The organism is Thiogranum longum (assembly GCF_004339085.1).
GTDB classification, from domain to species: domain Bacteria; phylum Pseudomonadota; class Gammaproteobacteria; order DSM-19610; family DSM-19610; genus Thiogranum; species Thiogranum longum.
Window position 1 is genome coordinate 277,579 of the sequence record NZ_SMFX01000001.1, and the last position, 23,233, is coordinate 300,811.

21 protein-coding genes and 1 pseudogene are annotated in these 23,233 nt (G+C 54.6%); 5 read left to right on the forward strand and 17 right to left on the reverse strand.

The genetic code is table 11. The features are described 5' to 3' along the window. Positions 1–3: 3 nt before the first annotated feature. The 15 genes from DFR30_RS01320 to DFR30_RS01390 all read right to left on the reverse strand — a co-directional run bounded on the left by DFR30_RS01320 (position 4) and on the right by DFR30_RS01390 (position 15,148). Positions 4–510, reverse strand: a complete 507-nt coding sequence (locus DFR30_RS01320) for an ExbD/TolR family protein (RefSeq protein WP_132970958.1) — start codon at positions 508–510, stop codon at positions 4–6. Beyond that, positions 507–1,040, reverse strand: a complete 534-nt coding sequence (locus DFR30_RS01325; RefSeq protein ID WP_132970959.1) for an ExbD/TolR family protein — start codon at positions 1,038–1,040, stop codon at positions 507–509. The genes DFR30_RS01320 and DFR30_RS01325 overlap by 4 nt, the downstream gene beginning before the upstream one ends. Then, complete coding sequence (locus DFR30_RS01330; protein ID WP_132970960.1) at positions 1,037–1,684, reverse strand: MotA/TolQ/ExbB proton channel family protein; 648 nt, start codon at positions 1,682–1,684, stop codon at positions 1,037–1,039. Before DFR30_RS01330 ends, DFR30_RS01325 begins: the two co-directional genes overlap by 4 nt. Before the next feature lie 27 nt (positions 1,685–1,711). Next, positions 1,712–2,008, reverse strand: coding sequence for a hypothetical protein (locus DFR30_RS01335; RefSeq protein ID WP_132970961.1), 297 nt, complete (start codon positions 2,006–2,008; stop codon positions 1,712–1,714). Then, positions 2,005–2,544 (reverse strand): tetratricopeptide repeat protein, encoded by a 540-nt coding sequence (locus DFR30_RS01340; RefSeq protein WP_132970962.1) that lies wholly within the window; start codon positions 2,542–2,544, stop codon positions 2,005–2,007. Before DFR30_RS01340 ends, DFR30_RS01335 begins: the two co-directional genes overlap by 4 nt. Before the next feature lie 49 nt (positions 2,545–2,593). Next, the gene (locus DFR30_RS01345) at positions 2,594–5,377 is read right to left on the reverse strand and encodes a tetratricopeptide repeat protein (RefSeq protein WP_132970963.1); all 2,784 of its coding nucleotides are present in this window, start codon (positions 5,375–5,377) and stop codon (positions 2,594–2,596) included. Next, positions 5,374–7,242 (reverse strand): tetratricopeptide repeat protein, encoded by a 1,869-nt coding sequence (locus DFR30_RS01350; RefSeq protein WP_132970964.1) that lies wholly within the window; start codon positions 7,240–7,242, stop codon positions 5,374–5,376. Before DFR30_RS01350 ends, DFR30_RS01345 begins: the two co-directional genes overlap by 4 nt. Continuing rightward, entirely contained in the window at positions 7,242–7,757 is a 516-nt protein-coding gene (locus DFR30_RS01355; RefSeq protein ID WP_165869057.1) for an AraC family transcriptional regulator, read from the reverse strand. The genes DFR30_RS01350 and DFR30_RS01355 overlap by 1 nt, the downstream gene beginning before the upstream one ends. Positions 7,758–8,030: 273 nt before the next feature. Then, positions 8,031–9,044 carry an FAD:protein FMN transferase gene (locus DFR30_RS01360; RefSeq protein WP_243640646.1) on the reverse strand — a complete coding sequence of 338 codons (1,014 nt, stop codon included), beginning with the start codon at positions 9,042–9,044 and terminating at the stop codon, positions 8,031–8,033. A 10-nt stretch (positions 9,045–9,054) separates the two neighbouring features. Next, the gene (locus tag DFR30_RS01365) at positions 9,055–10,215 is read right to left on the reverse strand and encodes a DUF3570 domain-containing protein (RefSeq protein WP_207891779.1); all 1,161 of its coding nucleotides are present in this window, start codon (positions 10,213–10,215) and stop codon (positions 9,055–9,057) included. Beyond that, on the reverse strand, positions 10,172–10,402 hold the full coding sequence (locus DFR30_RS01370; RefSeq protein WP_207891780.1) for a DUF4266 domain-containing protein: 231 nt from the start codon (positions 10,400–10,402) through the stop codon (positions 10,172–10,174). The genes DFR30_RS01365 and DFR30_RS01370 overlap by 44 nt, the downstream gene beginning before the upstream one ends. Then, the gene (locus tag DFR30_RS01375; protein WP_207891781.1) at positions 10,399–10,911 is read right to left on the reverse strand and encodes a TlpA family protein disulfide reductase; all 513 of its coding nucleotides are present in this window, start codon (positions 10,909–10,911) and stop codon (positions 10,399–10,401) included. Before DFR30_RS01375 ends, DFR30_RS01370 begins: the two co-directional genes overlap by 4 nt. Positions 10,912–11,051: 140 nt before the next feature. After that, positions 11,052–11,705 (reverse strand): outer membrane beta-barrel domain-containing protein, encoded by a 654-nt coding sequence (locus tag DFR30_RS01380; RefSeq protein WP_132970965.1) that lies wholly within the window; start codon positions 11,703–11,705, stop codon positions 11,052–11,054. Next, positions 11,675–12,457, reverse strand: coding sequence for an outer membrane beta-barrel protein (locus DFR30_RS01385; protein ID WP_207891782.1), 783 nt, complete (start codon positions 12,455–12,457; stop codon positions 11,675–11,677). The genes DFR30_RS01380 and DFR30_RS01385 overlap by 31 nt, the downstream gene beginning before the upstream one ends. Before the next feature lie 54 nt (positions 12,458–12,511). Continuing rightward, positions 12,512–15,148 carry an HzsA-related protein gene (locus tag DFR30_RS01390; protein ID WP_132970966.1) on the reverse strand — a complete coding sequence of 879 codons (2,637 nt, stop codon included), beginning with the start codon at positions 15,146–15,148 and terminating at the stop codon, positions 12,512–12,514. A gap of 574 nt (positions 15,149–15,722) precedes the next feature. On the opposite strand from DFR30_RS01390, the gene DFR30_RS01395 reads away from it, so the two are divergent. Genes DFR30_RS01395 through DFR30_RS01405 form a run of 3 tightly spaced genes read left to right on the forward strand, consistent with a single transcriptional unit; the run spans position 15,723 to position 21,030 of the window. Beyond that, positions 15,723–16,820 carry a hypothetical protein gene (locus tag DFR30_RS01395; protein WP_207891783.1) on the forward strand — a complete coding sequence of 366 codons (1,098 nt, stop codon included), beginning with the start codon at positions 15,723–15,725 and terminating at the stop codon, positions 16,818–16,820. Between the two features lie 24 nt (positions 16,821–16,844). Continuing rightward, complete coding sequence (locus DFR30_RS01400) at positions 16,845–19,406, forward strand: LamG domain-containing protein (protein WP_243640647.1); 2,562 nt, start codon at positions 16,845–16,847, stop codon at positions 19,404–19,406. A gap of 19 nt (positions 19,407–19,425) precedes the next feature. Continuing rightward, entirely contained in the window at positions 19,426–21,030 is a 1,605-nt protein-coding gene (locus tag DFR30_RS01405; protein WP_132970968.1) for a general secretion pathway protein GspF, read from the forward strand. 20 nt (positions 21,031–21,050) lie between these two features. On the opposite strand, the gene DFR30_RS01410 is transcribed toward DFR30_RS01405, so the two are convergent. Then, positions 21,051–21,563, reverse strand: coding sequence for a ComF family protein (locus tag DFR30_RS01410; RefSeq protein WP_165869058.1), 513 nt, complete (start codon positions 21,561–21,563; stop codon positions 21,051–21,053). Between the two features lie 9 nt (positions 21,564–21,572). Then, positions 21,573–21,758 (reverse strand): annotated as a pseudogene (locus DFR30_RS14725) (double zinc ribbon domain-containing protein); the annotation flags it as partial. A gap of 83 nt (positions 21,759–21,841) precedes the next feature. Between DFR30_RS14725 and DFR30_RS01415 the strand changes: the two are divergent. Both DFR30_RS01415 and bioB read left to right on the forward strand, forming a co-directional pair. Beyond that, positions 21,842–22,267, forward strand: a complete 426-nt coding sequence (locus DFR30_RS01415) for a hypothetical protein (RefSeq protein WP_132970970.1) — start codon at positions 21,842–21,844, stop codon at positions 22,265–22,267. After that, the gene (gene bioB / locus DFR30_RS01420) at positions 22,248–23,231 is read left to right on the forward strand and encodes a biotin synthase BioB (protein ID WP_132970971.1); all 984 of its coding nucleotides are present in this window, start codon (positions 22,248–22,250) and stop codon (positions 23,229–23,231) included. The genes DFR30_RS01415 and bioB overlap by 20 nt, the downstream gene beginning before the upstream one ends. Positions 23,232–23,233 lie beyond the last annotated feature (2 nt).

Sequence of the window (23,233 nt, forward strand, 5' to 3'; positions counted from 1 at the left end):
TTCCTAGCTTTCCTGTGCCGGTTTCTGGAGTACAGCAAGTGAGATCTTGCCGAAACCTGCATCCGTGCAGGTGGCCATGACTTTCTTCAGCAGCTGGTAGGGGATTTCCTTGCTACCCATTATCGTGACTTCGGGGGGTGCAACCTTTTGGTTTGAGGTCTTGATAATGCGGCGTTTGTTCTTCGCTTCAAGCGCATACCTGAGTGGTTCGATGGTCAGTTTACCATCGTCCGGGATGTTGCTGACACGCAGGATCCGGGTGCCTTGCACAAGGATTTCCTTGTCGGTGACCATGACCACAATATTCTGGCGAGGCTTCTGTTCAGAAATCGATTCGGGCAGGGCTACGTCCTTTGCACTGGGCAGCACTTCACCTTCTCCCGAGTTCACCAGCAGGAAGAAGACCAGGATCGTAAAGATATCCATCAGTGACACCATGTTGAATCCCGGTGTTCCTTTGCTGCGCTTGTGGTGGCGTTCCATGCGCTTTGCGCGGCGTGACATTTTCATGGAGTGTTCCTTTTTACAGTGCGCAGCTTGCCGGCCGGTGCATCGCCAATGGAAATTGCAGGAAACAATTCTGCCATAACGATTTCGCCGTCGCGTTCGACACGTGCGATGCGCAGGGTATCCATCATTCCCACCAGCCGGTCATAGGATGTATCCGTTTCCAGCAGCAGGGTAATGTCCTTTTTGTCCGGGAAACGTGCCTTGATCTGTTGCAGCATGTCGGATACCTGTTGCAGGTGACTTCCATCTGCGGCAACCGCGACAGATTTCAGCAGCCCACGTTTTCGGTCACCGATTTCAATGACGTTACGACGCACAATTACCTCCAGCTGCAGCTGTTCCTTTTCATCCCTGGCCACTTCTTTTGAAGGTGCGCCTTCAGTCGGAAGGTTGAGCTCCAGAATGGTGATGCGTGAGAACACTGCCGTAATCAGCAGGAACGGTACCAGTATGACCATCAGGTTCATAAAGGCCGTGATGTTAACCTCGGTTGGTTCACCGGTAACCTTTTTGCGCCAGCGACGTTTCATCCGGCAGACGCCCGGTTGCGTTCAGTCAGGATGTTCAGGAACTTGACCGAGGCCATTTCCAGACTGTCGACCAGCTCGGTCGTCTTGGTTTGCAGCACCGTGTAGATGAGCAACAGTGGGATGGCCGCCATCAGTCCGAAAGCTGTTGTGTTCATCGCAACCGAGATACTGGCGGACAGCATGTCAGCCTTTTCGGCCGGGTTGGCGTTGGCCACAGCGGTAAACGCCTGTATCAGGCCCATGATAGTACCCAGCAGTCCGAGCAGCGTGGCAATGTTGGCGAAGGTAGCCAGGTAGTGGGTGCGTTTCTCCAGTCGCGGAACGGTTTCCATCAGGCCTTCTTCCATGGCAACCTCGACGTCATCACGGCGTACATCACTGCCTGCACGATCCAGCCCGTAGCGCAGGATGCGACTCAGGGCCGCCTTTGATTTTTCGGTAATAGCAACTGCCTGGCTGTAGTTGCCCTCCATCAGCATTGGCATGACCTTCTTCCATACGCGCTGGTTGGTTGCACGTGCTGTCGTCAAATAGATATAGCGTTCGGCGGCAATGGCCACGCCCAGTGCCAGCACCACCACAATGGGGTACATAAACAGGCCGCCGGCCTGAAAAAATTGTACGAGTGAAGAATAGATATCCATGGTGAACTCCTTGATGTAGTCCCTTGTTTACGGGGTTTCGGCCGTGTACCTTGAGCCGTTTTTGTGAACTGTGTCGAAATATTGCAATTTGCGTCGGAAAACATCCGGGTCAACCGGCTGCAGACTATTGTTTATCAGGCTGTTTACCGGTCTGTCGGGTGCCAGTGCCGCTTCCGGATCTTTCCAGGGAACAATAAACAGCGCTTTTGGAAGTTCGCGGTTACCGATGATAGACATGCCGTCGAGGTCGAGTGTCTCTTCAGCTTGCAAGGTTGATGACGTACAAAATAACAGTATGTAAACCAGCAGCTTGATGTGCTTCATGGTGTGGTCCTCGCCTGTGCGCTACCGCTGCGGCGCTCCAGGTCCATAACCCAGCCGCTGACAGTGGTGTCTTCCCCATCCGTCAGGGAAAGGTATTTCCGGTAATGCTCAAGCGCCAGCGCAGGCTGTTGCAGATACAGGTCATACAGGATGCCGATATTGCGGTGTGCGAGGGCATAGTTCGGATCCAGTTCCAGGGCTTTTCGGTAGGCATCGAGTGCGGCACTGAAGTCACCCTGGCTGCGGTACAAAATAGCCAGCTGGTGCCAGACGGAAGGGTTTTCGGGGTTGAGTTGCAGCGCATGATTGAGGGCATCGGCAGCTGCGTCCTCCTGTCCGGTTAACCGGTAAGCAATACCGAGGTTCAGGTAGGGGCCGGCAAAACCGGGCTTGCTGGCGATAAAGACATTCAATACGGGGATGGCAGCCTGGTAGTTGCCGCTCTTCATCAATACCAGCGCATTGTCATAGTTGCGCGGCAGTTTTTGTTCCTGTTTTGCTTTTCCGTCTTCTGCAGGAGATGAGGATGTGCGCACGCTGCTGCAACCTGCAGCAAGCAAAATTAATAGAGGAACAAGCAGGGCTTTACTGAAGTACGGCAACAAAATCTTCCCCTTTTTCCTGTTTGGCGTAGCGCACCGGCATCAGCTCTGCGAGTTCCGCGAGACTCTTGCGTACCCACGCGTCATACAGTCCGTCGGTTGTGCGCTGGGCATTGGTTTCGTGGATTTCGATGGCCTTTTCCTCGAATGGATAGGCCTGTTCCTCGAGCAGGATTTCATACTGCTCCAGTTCTTCTTCGTTCAGATTGCGCGGTCGTTCCGAAGTCATCAACGCAGCGCCGAAATCCTGGTAAATTTTTCCAATTCGGAAAGTGGCCTCGGTTGATACTTCGGCTACCTTGTAGGCGGCGGCCTCGGTGTAACCCTTGATAGCCGCCTTCATATGCTTCTTTTTCTTTGCCAGGCTTTTCTTGAGGGGTTCTTTCAGCAGAACCTGGCGGTAGGCGGTCTGTTCGCCGGCAACCAGTGCCAGTCGGGCGTGCGCAGCCAGGTAGCGTGTGCGGTCGGTGCGCTGTTTTCCGGCAGCTCGATCTGATTTGACCAGTTGACCCTGCCAGTAGAGTTTCCTGTCCGCCTGGCCTGCCTTGTCATACAGCTGTACCAGCTGGTACTGCGCTTCCATGGCCGGCTCTACGGGCTGCGGGAATTCCTTGATGAAACGTTTGTAAGCTTCTATAGCCCTGTCGCCACGCCCCGCCTGCTGGTACAGGCTGGCTGTGGTGAGTCGTGCTTCCCGACGCAGGGCAGGATCTTTCTCGGTGCTGGCGATACGTTCAAACTCACCAGCAGCGAGTACAGGTTGTCCGTTCTCACGATAGAGTACAGCAAGCTTGCGTGTTACATCTGGCTGCAGTTTGTGCTTCGGGTTGGCCTTGCGCCAGGGCTCCAGTATACGGATGGCATCAGGCCAGCGCTTAAGCGCAATGTAAGCGGCGGCGGCATCGTACTGGGCCGTTACGTTGATCGGCGAGCGCGGCACAGCGGATGCGATCCTCAGGAAATGACCGGCTGCGGCTGCAAGGTCGCCACTTGAACGGGCCTGTTCGCCCTGTTTATAGATGCTGGCAGCCAGTTTCTCCTGTAACGCATTTCGTTTTTCGTCATTGTTTGGCGTGCGGGCAAGTACTTCCTGGTAGGCTGCTTCCGCCTTGAGATAGTCCTGCAGGTCAAAACGGCTGTGGGCAATGACGGTCCAGGCAGACAATGACAAGGCAGTAGTCGCGCGTGGATTTTCTGTAACTGGCAAGGCGGCAGCAATAGCGCCCTGGTAGTCCTTGAGCGCATACAATTGCTGGGCAGCCAATGTGCGTACCGGCAAGGCTTGCTTATGCCCGGGAAACTTTGTGGCGAAGTGCAGTGCGCTGGTGATGCCTGCAAGGTGCCAGTCGGTACGTTTTCTGCCCTGCAATGCAGATTCATGTTTTCTGTAAGCAAGGAGAGCGGCATAACCGGATTCAGCCGCTTTCTCATGTTCACCATAGTTATAGGCTGTACGTTCGTATTGCAGTGCGGCTTCCCCGTGCGAACCGGCGCTGGTCAGCAGTTCGGCATACAGGAAGTTCATGTAAGGTGCCTGCTTGCTGGCCGGGAATGCGCTCAGGAACAGGCGATACCAGCGACCTGCCTCAGTATAGGCGGCCGGCTTTTTCTGTTGTTGTGCCTGTGCGTGGTAATGCTCGGCGACATCGCGCAGGTGTCGCTGCACCTGGTTAAGTACATCCGGTGAATCTTCCGGATTGTGCTGCTGCCAGTAATTACCGGCAGGTTGATAGCGTTCGACAAAGGCCTGTTTCTCTTCCAGGACGCGGGCACCAAAGCCGGCCTTTTTATAGACATCGATGACCCTCGACTGGAACAGAGGAGCTTCACGATGTTGCGGGTGTGCTTCGGCGAACAGGCGGTATGTGTCAGCAGCATCACTGTAGCGTTCCTTGGACAGATGAAGTCCTGCCAGACGGGCATAAAGCAGTGGCTCATACGGTTTGTTACCCTGGCGCGAGAAATAGCCTTGTATGGATTTTGTATCACCAAGGTACGAAAAACTCAGGCTGACAGCGCGTAGTGTGTCATCAAGGCGCTCCTGGTCAGCACGTGCCAGTCCATCCGGCAGCTCGGTGCTGTCATGCGCACCGAGTATTTCATCCAGCAGACTGATGTAGGCATGAAGTGCGGATTCATAGTCATTTTGCTTGAATCTGGCCCAGCCAAGTTTGTAGAGCGCCTGTTGGTGGAAGTCAGAGTCGGCACCGGTATCGAGGACGGCCTGGTAAGCGGCTTCGGCATCGCGGAACTGGCGACGGACAAACAGGTATTCACCGCGCCGGAACTGGGCTTCGTCATACTTGTCATTTTCTGAATACTTGTCCGCATAGTGGCTCAGTGCCTGCATGGCAGGCTCGGTTTCACCTGACTGTTCGTAGGCTCGTGCCAGCTGATACAGCGCCGTATCGTTTCGTTTGTGGTCCGGGTAGCGCTTAAGCAGCTGCGCATAGAGCTGTGCAGCGCGTGAGGTGCTGCCGGCGACAGCCTGCCCTTCCCCCAGCGCGTCCTGCTCGTCGGCGAGGTACAGGTCTGCAAGCCGACGCATGGCTTCAGGCACAAATACGTTCTCCGGCGATTCATCCAGGAAAGCCTGGTAATGCTGTATGGCAGCTTTTCGTGGATTATCACTTTGTTGCCGGGGTGCGTCAGGCAGTTGTGGCGCTTCGAGAGAACCGATGGTGGGCTCCCTGGAAGAGCCGGGCAGGTGAACGGATGAACAGCCGGCAAGCAGTAGCGCAGTCAGTAATGCGGGGCAGGTTCTCATTGCTTGCCCCCCGCTCCATTTTGTCCTGCAAGCTGGTCATAGCTGCGTGCCAGTGCATAACGTGCCTGGGCACGGTAACTGACCAGGCGTTCGCGACGTGCGCCCAGTTCCTGCATGGCGAGTTTATATATCTGCTGTCCGGCATTGCGCCTGGCTTCATGGATTGCAGGTTGCAGCATGTGAATGCGGTTGCGCAGGGTTTCGATGCGCTTGTCATACCCGCTAAATGAATCTGGTACAGTCTTCAGCCCCTGCTCAATGGTGTTGTGTGCTGCAAGCAGCTGTTCGGTTGGTTGTTTCAGGGCTTGCAGTTGTTTGCGAACATCCCACAGCCGTTGCGGGTAGTCCGCCTGAATCTGCCAGTACAAAATGCCATGCAGCCAGCGCGCCTTGTCCTGAAGGACGTGTTTTCGTTTGTGGCTGTCGGGCAGGCGCGCAAGTGTTTTCTCTACCTTGTCCAGGGTTGCAAGCTGCTGTTGTTCCTTGCCGGTAGCAAGACCGAGGGGGGTTTTGCTTTGCACCTGTATCTCGAGTTTTTCACCAAGATTCAGCCAGCGTGCATGTAATGTCTGCGCCTGTTGTTGCTCAAGGCGCTCGCGGATAGCGGGAGATCGTTTTTCATAGGCCAGGCGGCGCGTGTCGACCATGTCGTGTAACAGTTCGATATTCGACAGACGGCGGGTCAGTAGCGCCTGGAGAAACCCCAGGTCCCGATAGTCTTTCAGATTCTCCTGGAAAGCGTGTTGTGACAGTACATCAACCAGATAGCGACCCGAAGGGATATCTTTCAGCGCAGGTGCATCATGTAACCAGCCGCCAGATTCATGTGTGTCCGCCTGGGCCAGTAACTCCAGCAGCGCACCTGATTCGGCGGCCTGAATAGCGGCGTCGATATCTGCCTGTTCGGTATCATATGAATCGATGGCCTGCTCATAAAAATAGATGGCCCGGTCCCGGTCTCCCAGTTGCGCAAAGGAGTAGGGGACAGCAAGCCGGACTTCAAGTGCGGCCGGCTGCTTGCTGTCGAGTTTGTTGAGTCTCAGCCAGGGCGTCAGCGCAGCTTCATAGTTGCCGCGTTCAGCATCGGCCCAACCGGCGCCGAGCAGGGCTTCCTGCATAAAAGGTCCGCGCAGTCGAACACGGTCCAGGTATTTTCTGGCCTGCTCTGCTTCACCTTCACGTAGCAGCTGGTATCCCAGGGCCAGGTTGGCGCGATCACGCAGAGCAAGGAGCTCTTCGCTGTCGGCATCCTCGCGACCGAGTTTATCCAGGGTTGCCTGACCTGCCTTGATGTCCCCGGCTCGCAGTTGTGCAATACCTTTGTTGATCTGGAGATATTCTTTCCAGCCCTCGGGCGCACGCACCTTGTCGAGAATGTCCGTGGCGGTTGCGTCCTTGCCCATAGCCATATAGATGTTGGCACCCAGTACGGCGAGCTCTGCCTGCATGGCCTTGTTGCCTGAAAGCTCAACACGCTTGAAGGCTTTTGCCGCATTTTCGTAGAGGCCGTGCTGGTAGGAAATCTTGGTCAGGTAGAACCAGGCACGGTTACGCAGGTCGAGATTTGTATCCGGGTCGAGCAGGTTTTCAAAGCGCTCTTCGGCCTGGTCGAGCATGCCGTAGGAAAGTTGCAGTCCGCCCAGCAGCAATTCTGCCTCATCATGATGGTGTGGTAGTTGTGATTGTGCCTGCGCTGCCATCAGGTGGGAGATTGCAGTGAAATAATCGTCCTGATAAAAATGGAACAGGACCTCGCCATACTGGAGATCCTGGACCTGTTGTGGCTTGTCAGCGCCGGCAAAGCTGCCGGTCGAGAACAGGCCCAGAAACAGCAACATCATGTGCTGCAGGGTGTGGCGAGACATTACCATTCCTTGACACTGAATTCCGGTTGCTGGTTATTCGTGGCATCAACAATCCGTAATTCCACATACTTCGGTCCCAGGCCTTTTTTTATAGTCGTTGTCGAACCGCGTCGGTAATCGCGACCATGCGGCCCCTTGCCGGTAAAAAAGGCGACCAGTTCGTGTTCACCATTTTTTATGTTCCCGATATGGATACGTTGTACGCCACCGCGTATCAGCGCATCGATTTCTCGCGGTGTATACAGATAGTTGGCGACTTCCTTGCCATCCAGTTTTACAGAAACAGAATCGAGCTGGAAAAATGTTCCGACATCCATGGACAGAAAGACCGATACCTGGGTGTTGGATGGGAAAAGCAATTCTTCTTCCAGCAGGAAAAGATCACGATTGAGTTCAAGCACCTGTTTTTTCAGATTCTGGACATCTTCCTGCATACCGGTCGGCTGTTTTTCAGCCAGCACCACCAACGGCCAGGCCATCAGGCCGGCCAGGATTACACCTAACAGTGATTTCATAACGCCCTCCTGCGGCGTTGCGGAACTATGCGCATACGTGCACGCGAGTATCGCGTTTATCTATGGCTGATTTCTGATACAGGGTTCACAGAAAGGCTGTGTATTTCGACACAGCTGGCCCGGAACTTGTCCCTGTCATGAATTGATAAAGCAAGGTCTGTACCATGTAGCCGGAAAGCTTGCTTTGCGCGGTATCAGGCAGATTTCTGTCTCATTTGGGCGACAGACAGGGGAGAGAAGGAATGTGTAGCGTCCCTGGACATTTTCCCGTCTTCAGGGGGCTACGGCTGGTGACGGTCCATTGACGCCGGAGTGCAGATTTCTGGCAGGTTCAAGGTCATTTGAATAGTGCAGGGCGCCGTGATTATCGACCAGAATGGCATCGATACCTGGCAGACGGTTAATCAGCTTCATACCATCCTGCAGTCCAAGCACAAATACACTGGTGGACAGGGCATCAGTGGTGGTGGCGTCGCTACCAATAATAGTGGCACTTTGCAGTTCGCGGGCCGAGTCTCCGGTACGTGGGTTGATGATGTGGTGATAACGGACACCATCCCGCTCAAAAAAGCGTTCGTAATCACCGGAGGTGGAAACAGCAACGTCGACCAGAGGGATGACTGCTACAACACCTTCGCGGTCCCGGGGATCACGAACACCGATGCTCCAGGGGCGACCCCAGCGTTCACCCGAGACACGACTGTCACCGCCGGCGCGCACCAGGGCGTTGTGTATATCCAGTTGTTCCAGCAGCTCCATGCAGCGGTCAACGGCATAACCTTTTGCAATTCCACCGAGGTCGATTCGCATGCCGGATTTTACAAAATGTACTGTCTGCTGTACCTCGTTGAGCTGCAGCTGGTGATAATTGACCAGAGTCGTGGCCCTGGCGCGCTGCTCATCGTCCGGGCGGATACCTCTGCGGTAATCGTAGAGGTATCCGACACTGGCAAAGGTGATATCAAAGGCGCCATGGGTCAAGGTCGATACCCGGTTTGCGCGTCGTAGCAGCCGGAACAGTTCAGCGCTGATTTTTACGGGCTGCTGTGCTGCCTCCCGGTTGACAAGCGACAGTTCGCTGCTGTCGATGAAGGGACTCATTGCTGCATCGATCCGCCGCATTTCTGCCAGCACGGTTTGCACACCTTGTTGTGCGACAGCCGGGTCCTGATGGTAAAGCTCGACAACGATGCGGGTTCCCATGATATCCGCTTCTTTTTTCAGCCAGCCGGCCATCCCGTTTGTCGAGAATAGCAGGGTGACGACCAGGCAGAAGAAACATCGCATGGGGTGAGCGTCAGTACCAGATTGAGGCAAACGCCTGGATCACGCTGGCCGAGAATTCGTAATCTGGCAGACTCGAGTCTGACAGGTCGGTGAAGTTGTCATATTTAAACAGAATGTAGCTGTACTTGAGGTTAAGCGTTGTTTTGTCAATAAAGCCGCGTTTCCCGCCGGGCAGGTCATAACTTACGCCAAGGCTGATGGTATGGTCTGTGAACTGGCTGAGCTCTTTGTCGCGCGCCTTGAAATTCTGTGCATCTGCACGCGGAAAAAAGTCCGCATAGAATTCCGCTTCTGACTGGGTATAGAAGCGGTAGCCTGTCTCGAATATCCAGTGCTTTCCGAACGGGTGTACATAGGCCAGTTCGGCGGTGTGCGCAGCGATATCCCAGTCGTCGGCATAGTAGCGATAGCCGGCCTTGATGGTTGCGCGGTAGGGCAGGTAGTACAGAAAATTGGCAGATACAGCATTGCTGGTACGCGTATTGGGGTAGGCTTCAGGTTCAAAGCCAATACCTGAAGGTGTACTGGTGTCCAGGAACGCAACTGACCGATACGGGTTGTTCAGGAAGCCTTCGTCAGTGACTGCATCATAGTTCAGGCTGAGTAAAAGGTCCCTGGTCAGAACCTGGGTGAGTGACATGTGGTAGTTCTGGTGATCGGCAGTTTCGGAAAAACTTGTGTCCCCGTTACGGAACACATCATCAAAACCGCGTGAGTAACCCAGGTTGACGGTGGTCATGTTGCCGAACAGGGTCTGGGAGAAAGTGACACTGTAGGTGTCGGCTTTATAGTCACTTTCCTCGCTGTTGGTATAAGCCAGTGACATGGTTGTGTCGGCGTGAAGGTAATCGAGACCAACCGAATACTGGTCGCGGCTCTCGGAGTATTCACTGCCCTGGGTAACGACGTCGATAGATGCACTGCTGATGCTGTCTGCGTAGTAGTTGGCGCTGGCGGAAAAGCGTTTTGCATCACCCTTGCGTACCAGAATTGACGGGCCGGTAACGGTGACGCCGCCGCCATCATAGGAATGGTAAAGGGCATCAGCACGATCCTCGGGGAGGATGGCGCTATGTGTCAGTGCCGGCAGTAGCAGCAGTATTGCGGCGATCCGGTGTCGCCATGCTCTAGTTGCAGCCACAGCCGCCTCCATGCCCGCCTTCTGCGCCACGCGCACCTTCCCTGACCTGGTAAATGTGACCGTTATAGGCGCTTGATACAGGGTCACGGCTGAAACTCATGATCGGGTCAGCCAGATGAGTCCTTTCGTAGGGTTTTACCCATGGTTCGATACCACTACATCCTCCAAGCAGGATTAGCAGGCAAGCCATGGTCAGCATTCGATTCACAGTTTTCATTCCCTGATCAGTTCACGTACCTGCTGCTGGTACTGTTCCTCGTAGCCCGGCTTGTAACCGTGATGCAGGTAACGCATATTTCCATCCCGGTCTACGAGTATCGATGTGGGCATGGCGACAACATTATACAGCTTGCTGACCGTGCTTCGTGTATCAAGCATGATCGGGAAGCTGACTGGAATGTCCTCCAGCATGGAGAGTGCCTTGCTGCTGTCCTCTTCGACATTAACGCCCAGTATGGTGAAGCCAAGGGGCTGGTACTGGGTATAGAGTTCTTCAAGCAGCGGCATTTCCTGGCGACAAGGTGCGCACCAGGATGCCCAGAAGTTAATCATGACAACTTCACCGCGGTGTTCACTGAGGCGGGTGTTTTCTCCGCCCGATGTTTTCAGTGCGAAGTCGGGTGCAGGTCCCTGTGGCGCGGCAGCCTGTAGCTGGCCAGAGACCAGCAGCAGCCAGCCCATGAGCGGCAGTGCGAGGAGTTTTATACAAGCGTTTTTTGATTTCATATCAATCTCCAAATTCTTCATATGCACGGTAGTAGCGGCCGGACCATGACGGGGTTAAGCCATGTCGGGCCGTTGTCGCACAGGCGATGCCGTGCAGTTTCCGTGAGCCATGCCCGCCGTAACAGGGCATAGCTCACAAATCAGAAAAATATTGACAGGCCTCCGCTGAATTCCAGGTTGTGCGTAGTACGTTTTTCGCCCAGCAGATCCAGGTCAAAAACATGATCACGGGCATCGACGCGCAGTGCCAGCCAGTCATTCAGCAGCACCTTGTAACCGAAGCCTGCGTTCCATGTCAGCATGTCATCGCCGGCAAAGCTGGTACTGCCGATACCGCCAATCACGAAGAAGGCAGAGGTAAAGGCCCAGCGCTTACCAATGAAGGATTCGCCAGGGAGAATATTGAAGCCGAACGACAAGTTGTAGTAGTCAAGATCCCTCTCATCGTCAGTCAGGATTTTTGCGGCACCACTGAGACGTTCGAAACTGGTTTCTCCGCCACGGGTTCTGGCGTATGCGCCTTCAAGGAATATATCCTCGGTGACGTGATAGGTTGCACGGATGCCATAAATCGGGTTGGAGCCAAAATCTTCTATGCTCATTATGCCGGCCCAGGCACCGACTTCGAAGTCTTCTGTGTCAATGGCATCTTCGTGTACTTCGCGACGTTTGATTTCAGGTTGTACTACCTGGTCATCACTGGCGGCGAAAACGGCGGGAGACCAGGCGGGCGCCAGAAGTATGCCCAGGCCAAGTGCTGTATTCAGAAAAAGACGGACAGTCCGGCTTGCCATTCGTTTATCTCCTGGTTGTCATCGGTGCTCTGAAAGATAAGGTAGTTCTTGTATTGTGCGCGAAACATAAATTGCCTGGTAAGGTAGACACGGACGCCGACGCCGACGTGGGCGAGTTGGTCAATGCGGTCGCGTTCCTGGACCAGGGTGGTTTTAGGATTTGTCCGGATAATGCCTGTTCCAACAGTGAAAAACGGCGAAATGCGCCATTCCGGGAAAGGGTGGATCAGCAAACCGAGGTTAGCCATTTCTGCATCTGAAAAAGGAGAAAACAGTTTGGAGGCAGACAGCTCTGCGGATAGATTGGGTGTGAACGAATAAGCACCATAAAACGTCATGACGTCGGCACCCTCGAAGTCTCCACCCATGGCACCTGTTTCCAGGCGGTGAAATGAAAACTCCTCGAAAGTGGCATCGCGGATTTCGGTATTTTCGCCGGCTGGCGTCAGGGTGTGTTCCAGTTGCTCTCTCGCTACCCAGCCCTGCTTGCCTTTGCGGGTGCGTACCTTGAACCAGTCTGTTTTACGTTTGAGTATTTCAATCCATTCCCCCTGCTCCTCGACGTGAAAGACGGGGTAACCACGCCCTGCGCCGGTATGTAACTCGATGTAGGGGTCGGCAATCTGGACTTCCATTGGCTGATCATCGCCAAACAGGCGACTGAATATATCCGCTGAAGCACAGGCTGGCAGCAGGAAGATCCAGATAAACAGAAGGCTGGAGAGTGTGCGTAGGTACGCGGCAGATTTCAAAGGTACATCCCTGTGTTGTTGGTAGAGTCCATATTCAGTCTGGTGTACGGACGCTCATGGTGGTACGTCAAACGGATTATTGTAGTATTGGGCACCGATATCCAGCCATTCGGCAATCAGTTTCAGCTCTGCCGTCGTAAGCCGCCCGGCGTGTGTTCCGCCAGGAGCGAAAATATTGAAAAAGCGTGGGCTGGACAGTGCACCGGCAGCGCTCATTGGCGGACTTGCCGGAATAGTAACCATGACGGGGATCGGGTTCCCGTTCACATCAAGAATCTGGTTGCCATTCTGGTCGAGCAGAAACAGGGGATTGCCGTTGCCGTCGGTCGCCTGGACCAGTGTGTCGACCAGGTTGCCCATGGCGTCCAGCTCCTGCACATTGTCGCCGAACAGCAGTTCCCGGTAGGACTTGAAGTGATTGGCATTCTGGTCAGAGATACCATCGGTAAGGTCCAGTTGTGCATCCGGAATGCGGTCAGCACCCGCCATATCGGCATTGGTGTGGCAGTTGATGCAGGTGTCTACGGGACCACGATCAACCCCCCAGATCGGGTGGATGCCGGTTTCGTAGTTGATGATGATTCTGCACAGGTAGTTCCAGTTACTCTGGCAATTAGTACTGGCCGGTGCCGTGACAACCGGATCAAGGTCGGCATAGAGGTAGCTGAAGCTGGTGTCCTTCAGCCGGCCGGAAGCGACTTCATCGGTCCACACATCGTCATAAAAGATATCAACTGAGGGTGTCAGTGCGGTGGGATCAATGCGAGTTCTGGCCTGTGCCATGGTATCGCCTGCATCAGCGAAAAAAGCGGCTTCCGTATTGGGGAAGGTGTAACCATCAAAGGGGGCGCCGGTGTTAAGTGGTGCAAAGGCATTCGGGTTCCCGTGTGACATACCGCTTGCAGGATCGTGGCAGCCCGAGCAGTTCATAACTTCACCTGCCCGTAGTTGCAGCCAGTTATCGTGTCGTTGGCCAATACGGCGGCCTTCCTTGTCCAGCACGCTGATCGTGAAGGGGACATTGGCCGGGACTTTTACGCGTACCGAGCCATCCGGTTCAATGGGCGCGTAGCCCAGTATTTCACGCATGCCGAGTGAACGGTTGGGGCCGAAGTTGGCGCCCATCAGGTTGACAATAGTGTCGTCAGGCAGGCTGACGGCCTTGACCAGCCTGAGGAAACGCGCCGGGCGCTGGTCAGCCAGTATTTGCTGGGGGTCTGCCAGCATGGAAAGATCAGCTGCCGGGCCGCCGAGCGCGTTGTACTGGCTGTCAAAGTCATACACGCTGGCAATGTGCAGTATGCCGACATTTTCATCAACCAGAACCTGGTCGACGTCGACACCGGGGACGGCATCAAAAACAATAGTCGGCAGAGTTCGCGGCTGGGTAGCTACTACATCGCGGTAAAACATGCCTTCCTGCGGTGTAAATACCGGACGCTGGGTATTGTCGCCAAAATCATACAGGTAGACGCTGTACAGGGGAGGGGCTTCAAGCAGTGCAGGATCTGCAATTGTCTGGTCAGTGCAGGGCAGGATCAGCGTGCCATCTGTCATGCGACACTGGCTCCATGTGATCAGTGCGCGATCAGTGCCGTCCCATAGCGGGTAGAAGGTATTGAAGCGCCCGGCCGGTGACGGCTGGTCATCGGTACGAACTTCACCAAAGCTCCGCGATACTTGTGCAGGACCCGCCAGAGCGCCCAGGTTAGCGGACGTGGGCTGGGTGTTTTCAACGTAATTGTTGACGTCGATAGCGACAATATCGCCACCCTGGTTATTGCCAGTGAAGGGTTTGATAAGTACGGCGATTTCACCATCCGGTAATTCACGCGGCTGGAGAAACTGGATTGTTGCCCCATTGGTGCCGGTGTCATGACTTGCAGCGCCATATAACAGGCGTAGCTGGCTGCCGTCCGGGTTCATTTTGTACAAATTGATGGCGCTGCTGTTTCCTGCGTTGTCCCAGCGCGAGAAAACGATCTCCCCGTTTGTTAACACAATCGGGTCAAGGTCGTGGCTCTGGTTGAATGAGACCTGGGTAATGTTCTGCCGTATTTCATCGATAATATGTAGAACCATTGCCGGCTCGTTCTCGTCTTCATCAAGTGCGGCGAACTGGGGCTTGCCTTCATCGATAAGTATGGCGCCGGCAGCGCGCTGGCGTGTTGACGAGAAAATAATGCGATTGTCCGGGAGGTAGTGTGGCGCGACATCCTGTCCTTCCTCGGCAATGATGTCAGATGCGATAACCCGGCTCAGTGTGTCCGTGGCGATTTCATATTCCCACAGGTTCCAGGTTGGCTGGTCCTCCGGGTCTGCGCCCTCGATATCCGGGAGTCGCAGCGCAAACAACAGGCGCGAGCCGTCAAAGGAAGCCTCGACATCCTTGACATCGCCCATCCCGCCAGTGACGCGTTCGGTAATATTGCGTTCCTTGGCAACCGGTGATGCAAGATCCCGGTAGATCAAGTCTCCGCCAGCCTGGAAGGTGGCGGGTTCGCGTACATCGGCAGTATCCATTTCCGGTACGGGCTGCCTGACGTAGGCAATGCCGAAGTCCTCGACAAGCGGGTCGGGACCAGCGGAGCTGGTGCTTTCACCACCACCACAGGCCGAGAGCAGCATTGCCACCATAAGGGAGGCAATACGACGGTTCAGCGGCGATTTTATCGGTGACCAACGGGGCATGTGTTTCTCCCGGAATTTCTGTGGATTAAATTTTTCATTCTCTGAGCACATATTTAATGCAATTATCGGGCCGGATCCTGGCTGTTAAGCCTGCACGTAATTGTCCGTTTATGTGGCCTCAGTTCTTGCGGTGCCGGGCCTGTCCTGTCGTGTGGTGCCGACACCGTCTTCATATAGCTACAGCCGGTCGATACAGTGGTATTGGCAATATAGCCAGTCATCCCGTAAGGAAACTGAGACGTCTGTCACACTCCCGGGAAATTAATTTTAATTCCTGATCAGGGGGTTAAATGGACTGGAGGTTTTGCCGCTAAGTGAGAACTGTTTCACAGTTGTTATAGAACCCGTGGTCTATATTGCGATCACAAGGGCGTAGAACCGGGGTGGTTCGGTAATTGCTTGGAGCAGGACTGGATAAAACCAAACTTGAAGGGGCGTCTCAATGTTTTTGACGTGCGAACAACAACAGAATACGGCTTGGGGTAAGGGGGCGGCGAGTTTTCGCGGCATCCTGATCATATTTGCCCTTACGGCATGCGCAGCCTCATCGGCGTTTGCAGGTGATGCTGAGCGTTTGCAAGCGAAGCGAATTCATGACCGCCTGACCGGCGTGCCACCAACACCTGCAGTCCTGACGGCAATGGAAGCCGAGATTACCGGGCCTGGTGGTGCTGTCGATGCTGCAATTCTTGCTATTGATCCTGCGCGTAACCCTCGCGCTTTCAATTTTTATAATACGACGCTGAAGAATTTTGCGACGCCGTGGACAAATGAGGCGCAATCGGTCTTTGATCCGCTGAATGATTACACGGCGACCGTAATAGGAATGATAAGGGATGATGTTCCTTTTAATACCCTGCTTTCTGCAGACACGGTATATGTTGGTGATAGCAGTATTTCCGGTGTTTCAGCCTATTCACCTTCTGATAATACGCATTACGAGAACCTGGAAGACCTGAGTGTCGACCTGAGTGATACGTCCAACCTGTTTCCGGTATCCCAGTCGGTCCAGAACAGTATTCCGGTTGCGGGTGTGGCGGGCATTATGACGACCCGCGCTGCCGCGCAGGCCTTCTTTATTGACGGTACCAACCGCGCAATGTTCCGCTTCACTATGCTGAATCATCTCTGCAATGACCTGGAGCAGGTAAAGGATACGACACGGTCGGCAGACAGGGTTCGTCAGGACGTCAGTCGGAGTCCGGGTGGTGACAGTCGCCTGTTTCTCAATGCCTGCGTCGGTTGTCATTCCGGCATGGATCCGATGGCTCAGGCATTTGCCTACCACAACTACGATGAAAGCCAGGGCAGGATGGTTTACACACCCGGCCAGGTACAACCCAAATATCTCATCAATGCCGACAATTTTGAGTACGGTTACATAACGCCTGATGATCGGTGGGACAACTACTGGCGCAGTGGCCAGAATGCGGTACTGGGCTGGAGTAGTGGTCTCCCTGGAAATGGTAAAGGTGCGGCATCATTGGGGCAGGAGCTTGCAAACAGTACTGCTTTCGCAGGCTGCCAGGTCAGGAAGGCCTACCGCACAGTGTGTCTGAATGAGCCAAGTCAGGCACAGATGGTTGCTTTACGAGACGTGTTGACCAACCAGACCAACTACAACATGAAACAGGTATTCGCCGAAGCCGCTGCCCAGTGCGCGGGCAACTAGGCGGTCACAGGTGAGGGGATGATTATGAGCACGTATTCGAAAAGTGTGCGATGGGGTTACATGTCTGCTCCTGGCAGGGTGTTCCGTCAGATTGCGGTACTGATGTCAGTGGCTATTCTTTCCGCCTGTGGTGGTGGTGCCGAGACAAGTTCAAACCCGCAGACAAGCAATGGTGGATCTGTGGGTGCATCCAGCTATACCGGTCCTGTTGCCCAGACGACGGATATTCGGGAGTTTCAGGTCAATGTCTGGGAGCCATTGCGGGCGTCAAACCGTTGTGGAGCCTGTCATGTGCCTGGTATTCAGTCGCCTACGTTTGTACAGCAGGACGATGTTAACCAGGCATATGCTGAAGCTACACCGCTCGTGGACCTGGATGTACCGGCCAGTTCACGCCTGGTGACCAAGGTTGCCGGGGGGCACAATTGCTGGCTGACCAGTGATGCGGCATGCGCAACCATCATTCAGAATTATATAGAAGCATGGGCAAATGGCGTGTCAGGCGGACAACGCGAGATCCAGCTGACCGCGCCGGTCATAAAGGATCCGGGAGCAACGAAAAACTTCCCGGGGACTTCGTCGGATTTTACCGCAACAGTATGGCCTCTGCTTACAGCAAACTGTGCCGGCTGTCATGTGGACTCATCTCCGACAGCACAATCCCCCTTCTTTGCAAGCCCGGTTGCTGACGATGCCTATGAGGCTGCCAAATCCAAGATGGACCTCAATACGCCTTCTAACTCGCGGCTGGTCGTGCGTTTGCGTGATGAAGCGCATAATTGCTGGACAGCCAGTTGTGCAAGTGATGCAAGTGATATGCAGGCTGCTATTACAGCATTTGCCAATACCGTTTCACCAACAGTCGTAAACCCCTCGCTGGTTATCAGCAAGGCGCTGACAGTGGGGGATGGCGTGGTAGCAAGCGGTGGCAGTCGTTACGAATCAGATGTGATCGCCCTGTACGAGTTCAAATCCATGTCTGGTAACGTAGCCATCGATTCCAGCGGTGTTGAGCCTGCATTACACCTGACACTCACCGATGCTAACAGCTGGGTCGGTGGTTGGGGTATCGAGCTTGGTAACGGTCGACGTGCCCAGGGTTCAACCACGGCGAGCAAGAAATTGAGCGACCTGATCAAGGCGACGGGTGAATATTCCATCGAAGCCTGGGTTGCGCCGGCCAACGTGACGCAGGAAGGTCCCGCACGGATCGTTAGTTACTCGGCGAGCACGACTGCACGCAACTTTACGCTGGGTCAGACCCAGTACAATTATGACTTCCTGCAGCGATCGAGTACGACGGACGGAAATGGTGAGCCGGCACTGTCAACGGCTGATGCCGATGAGGATCTGCAGGCTACTCTGCAACACGTGGTTGTGACTTTCGACCCGATCAATGGGCGACGGATTTATGTCAATGGCGTATTTACCGATGACATGGATCCTGTTACGCCGGGTAACCTGACGGAGTGGGATGATACTTTTGCGCTCGTGCTCGGAAACGAGGTATCCGGTGACCGCCAGTGGGCCGGACAGATTCGTATGCTGGCCATTCACAATCGCGCGCTCACCCAGGAACAGATCCTGCAGAACTTCGATGTAGGTGTCGGTGAGAAGTTCTTCCTGCTGTTTTCCATTGGGGATGTGATTGCCTTGCCTGACAGCTACATTGTATTTGAAGTTAGTCAGTACGATTCATACAGCTACCTGTTCAGCAAACCCTTCTTCATCAACCTGGATCCGGCAATAACGCCTTCCAGTTTCCCGTTGCAGGCTATGCGAATCGGAATCAATGGCCGCGAGGCAACGGTTGGTCAGGCATGGAACAATCTGAATACGGTTATTGGCGGCGCCGGTTATGACCCGCTGACGGGCCAGGTATTGTCGGATCGCGGTACTATTATCGCACTTGAAAACGGCCCGGCCTCGGATGAGTTCTTCCTCACTTTCGAGCAGCTGGGTTCGCAGTCGAATGCGTTTACCGAGAATTCACCGCTGACACCACCTGATCTGGCACCGCCGCCGGTTGTGTCCGGGATCGGTGTGCGCACCTTTGACGAGGTTAATGCCAGCATGGCATCACTGACCGGTGTTGCCCCGACGGTCGTGCAGTCAAGCTTCCAGACGCTACGGCAACAGCTGCCGGCAGTGGAAAGTCTGGATGGCTTCCTGTCTGCACACCAGATGGGGATTGCGCAACTGTCTATAGAGTATTGCAGTGCTCTGGTTGATGACCCTGCATTACGCAGTACTTTCTTTGGTGCCTTTGGATTTACGCAGGATGTCAGTACAGCGTTTGGTTCAGGTGATTCTCCTGCGAAAAACCAGGTTGTGAATGCGCTGTATGACAAGATGATTGGACTGGCAGAGGGCGCCAGCAATGATCTGCTCGATGCGCCAACGCGGGATGAAGTCAAGACCGAACTGATTGGTTACGATCTTGGCGGTGCGCTGGCAAATACCAATAACCTGTTCGATCGACTGACATCAGCCTGCCCTGCCGGTTGTGATGTGGCGCGAACACAGGCAATTGTCAAGGCAATGTGCGGGTCGGCGCTGGCCAGTGCCGCAGTTCTGGTTCAATAGAGAAACGGGGAATCCTAAAATGGCTAAACGTACAAAAAACCTGAGTCCCGACGAACCGCTCTATCATCAGGACCATTCGCGCCCGGTAACGCGTCGTGATTTTCTGCGCCAGGGCTTTATCTCGGGTACCGGCATGGTCATGGGCGGCTCCATTTTCAGCCTGTTTTCCAACCCACGCATGGCGCAGGCTGCACTTTCCTCAGATCTGACCACGCTTGCGAGTAGCATCGGGTGTTCGCTCGGCGGAATAGGCGGTGGAAAAATCCCCTTTATCTGCTTTGATCTGGCGGGTGGTGCGAATATATCCGGTTCCAATGTGCTCGTTGGTCGCAACACGCAAATGGATTTTTTGACTACTGCCGGTTACAGCAAGCTGGGCTTGCCAGGGGATATGATACCGGGTGGCGTGGAAGCCGCAGCAACAGCCACCAGTAATGGTGACTTTACGGATACAACATTGGGGCTGGCCTTCCACTCTGACAGTGCTTTTCTGAGAGGTATCCTGGAAAAGGCGGGCGGTCGCGGCCCTAACATTAATGGCTGTGTCATTCCGGCGCGTTCCGATAATGACACCGGCAACAATCCGCACAACCCGATGTACGGCATTGCTGCTGCAGGCGCAGCAGGGGGAGTGGTGACGCTGGTCGGATCACGCAACTCGGATTCCGGCGGTAATTCCATGTCGCCGGCGAATATGATTAACACAGAAGTTCGCCCGACCAAGGTGGATCGCCCCAGTGATGTAACGGGTATGGTGGATACAGGAAATCTGACCGGCATACTCAGTGATCCCGCAGATGTTGTCGCCGTTATGGAGTCAGTTGCACGTATCAGCAACAGCAAGCTGGGCTGGGCAAATACCGGTCTTGCAGGAACAATCAATACGGGCGCGGATGCTGTCGTCAAGGACCTGGTGCGCTGTGGTTACCTCAAGGCGGCTGATATCGCTGAACGGTTTGCGGGTGTGAACATTGACCCTTCCCTTGATGGCGATATTGTTGACGGGGCCGACCCGGCCAATCCTGCGCAGGGTATCTTTACTGCGGCTGAATTTAACGGTGACGGTGAATTCCGTAAAACCGCTTCGGTCATGAAAATGGTAGTCGATGGTCACGCCGGTGCGGGTACCATCGCAATGGGTGGTTACGATTATCACACCGGCGACCGTAGTACAGGTGAACTTCGTGATCTGCGTGCAGGACGTTGTATGGGCGCCTGCCTGGAATATGCCGCACGTCGTGGTGTGCCACTCATGATGTATGTGTTCAGTGATGGCTCATTGGCCAGCAACGGTACCGTTGATAACAGTGTTGATGGGCGCGGCAAGGGTGTCTGGACCGGTGATAACTCATCGACCGCAGCCTCTTTCTTCCTGGTCTATAACCCCAATGGCGCAATACCGGCAATCAGGCAGCAGATTGGCTACTTTCGTGCAGACGGGTCGGTCGAGACGACATCCAGTCCGGCAGCAAACAACGTCAACCTGCTGGTCGAGACACTAATCCTGAATTACATGTCACTGAATGGTGATCGCGCAAACTTCGGTAATCTGTTTACCGGTTTTGGTAATCCGCCCAGTGCTGCGTTCCTGGACACACTGACGGCTTTCAATACACTGACCTGAACCTGCTTCAGGCAGGTTGATTATCGCGTTCCTGGACCAGCTGTTCGCGCAATGACCCAGGCTTCTACTTTCACTGCGCCAGCCTCCTTGAGGCTGGCCGCCAGAGAGTTGAGCGTTGAGCCTGTCGTAAAAACATCATCAATCAGTACGATGTTGTTGCCTTTTACGCTGTGCCGTACCTCGAAAGCATCATGCAGATTGTGAAGGCGTGCCTTTGCCGGTAGTTCCGACTGTGGTGGAGTATGCCGCTTTCGGCTGCAGCAGTGTGCATCTATCCTGTAACCACGACGTCGTAGCGGGCGCGCAATTTCCAGTGCCTGGTTGAACCCTCTCTGGCGCAGTCGATGACGGTGCAGAGGCACCGGTACAAGCAATACATTTTGTCTTTCCGGGGCATGTTCAGCCAGTAGCTGCCCGAGTAATTTTGCCAGTGTCAGGTCACCGTGGAACTTGAGTCCGCGAACCCACTGATCAACCGGAGCTCTGTATTCGAAAAGCGCAAGGACGCGATCCAGGTCCGGTGACAGACGCAAACAGGCTTCACATTGCGTGAGATTCCCGGCCGTTGGTTGCGGCGTGGCGCAGGTAGTGCATCCTGGTGGAAGCCACGGGAGTTCCCGGTAGCAGTGGTGGCAGATTGATAGCTCATGGTGTGTTGCTGCAGCGCATAACCGGCAGGAGGCCGGAAATAGCCAGTTTCGCGTTATATTTAGCCAGTTGTAAACCATAGACAACCTTCCCTGGTTGACATTGAGTGGTCGCAGCAAGCATAGTCCGACCTTGTTAGTCGCAGTCTATCTCATTGAAGCCAATGACCGAATCCGAAATCTCTCCACTGGGTCAGAGTATACCGGTACGACTCCCGGGTCGTAAGGCCCGACGTGCGGCCGCGCTGTTCAATTACGGCAATATTCTTGCGGTTCTGGTTCCTATACCACTCGGGATGTTATGGCTGGGTCTGTCGATGCTGGTCTATGCCATGAACCGGCACCACCCGAATGAAAAGGTTGGCCATTACACGCAACAGGCCGCCTATCGATTTTATGCGATTACCGGTTTTTTTGTGGCGGCAGCGACATTTATCCCGGGCGAAGACTGGACCTGGTACCTCATTGCCTGGGCGTTTACAGCCCTGATCCTTATCCCCTGGTCAATTGTGGATTTGATACGTATTCACAAGGACAACTGGACGGATACAGAACTGCCCGTGGAGTCTCATGAATCACACAGCCACTGACGAAGTAACCCGCCAGGAACCTGCTGCATTACGTTTTGACTGGCAACAGGACGAAATACGGAGTTTGTTCGAGTTATCGTTTAATGATCTGCTGTTTCGTGCGCAGCAGGTGCACCGCCAGCACTTCGATCCCAACGAGGTACAGGTAAGCACCCTGCTAAGTATCAAAACGGGAGGTTGTCCCGAGGATTGCGGCTATTGTCCGCAGAGTGTTCATCACGAAACGGCGGTAGAGCCGGAAAAGCTGATGGATGTCGAAGCGGTCATTGAGGCCGCGCGCGCCGCCAAACAGGCCGGCGCCAGCCGTTTTTGTATGGGTGCGGCGTGGCGTAACCCGCGCGGTAAAAATTTCGAGCGCGTACTGGAAATGGTGGAACGGGTACGCGAAGAAGGCCTCGAAACCTGTGTGACACTGGGTATGCTGGATGGCGAACAGGCAAACCGCCTGGCCGGGGCAGGGCTGGATTACTACAACCATAACCTGGATACCTCGCCTGAATTTTACGGAGATATTATCTCCACCCGTACCTACCAGGACCGCCTGGAGACGCTCGGGAATGTACGAGAGGCCGGCATCCATGTCTGCTGCGGGGGAATTGTCGGGATGGGTGAAGGGCGCGCGGACCGCGTATCCCTGCTTGAGCAGCTGGCAAAACAGAAGCCGCACCCCGAGAGTGTACCGGTCAATATGCTGGTACAGGTGGAAGGTACACCACTGGATGACGTCGAGCCGATCGACCCGTTTGAATTTATTCGTACGCTGGCGGTGGCGCGCATCCTGATGCCGACGTCACATGTTCGCTTGTCTGCCGGTCGTGAAATGATGAGTGACGAAATGCAGGCGTTATGCTTTATGGCCGGTGCGAATTCAATCTTTTACGGTGAAAAACTGTTGACCACAGGCAACCCCGAGGCGGACCACGATCGCCGCCTGTTCGACAGGCTTGGCCTGCGCCCGGTGTGATC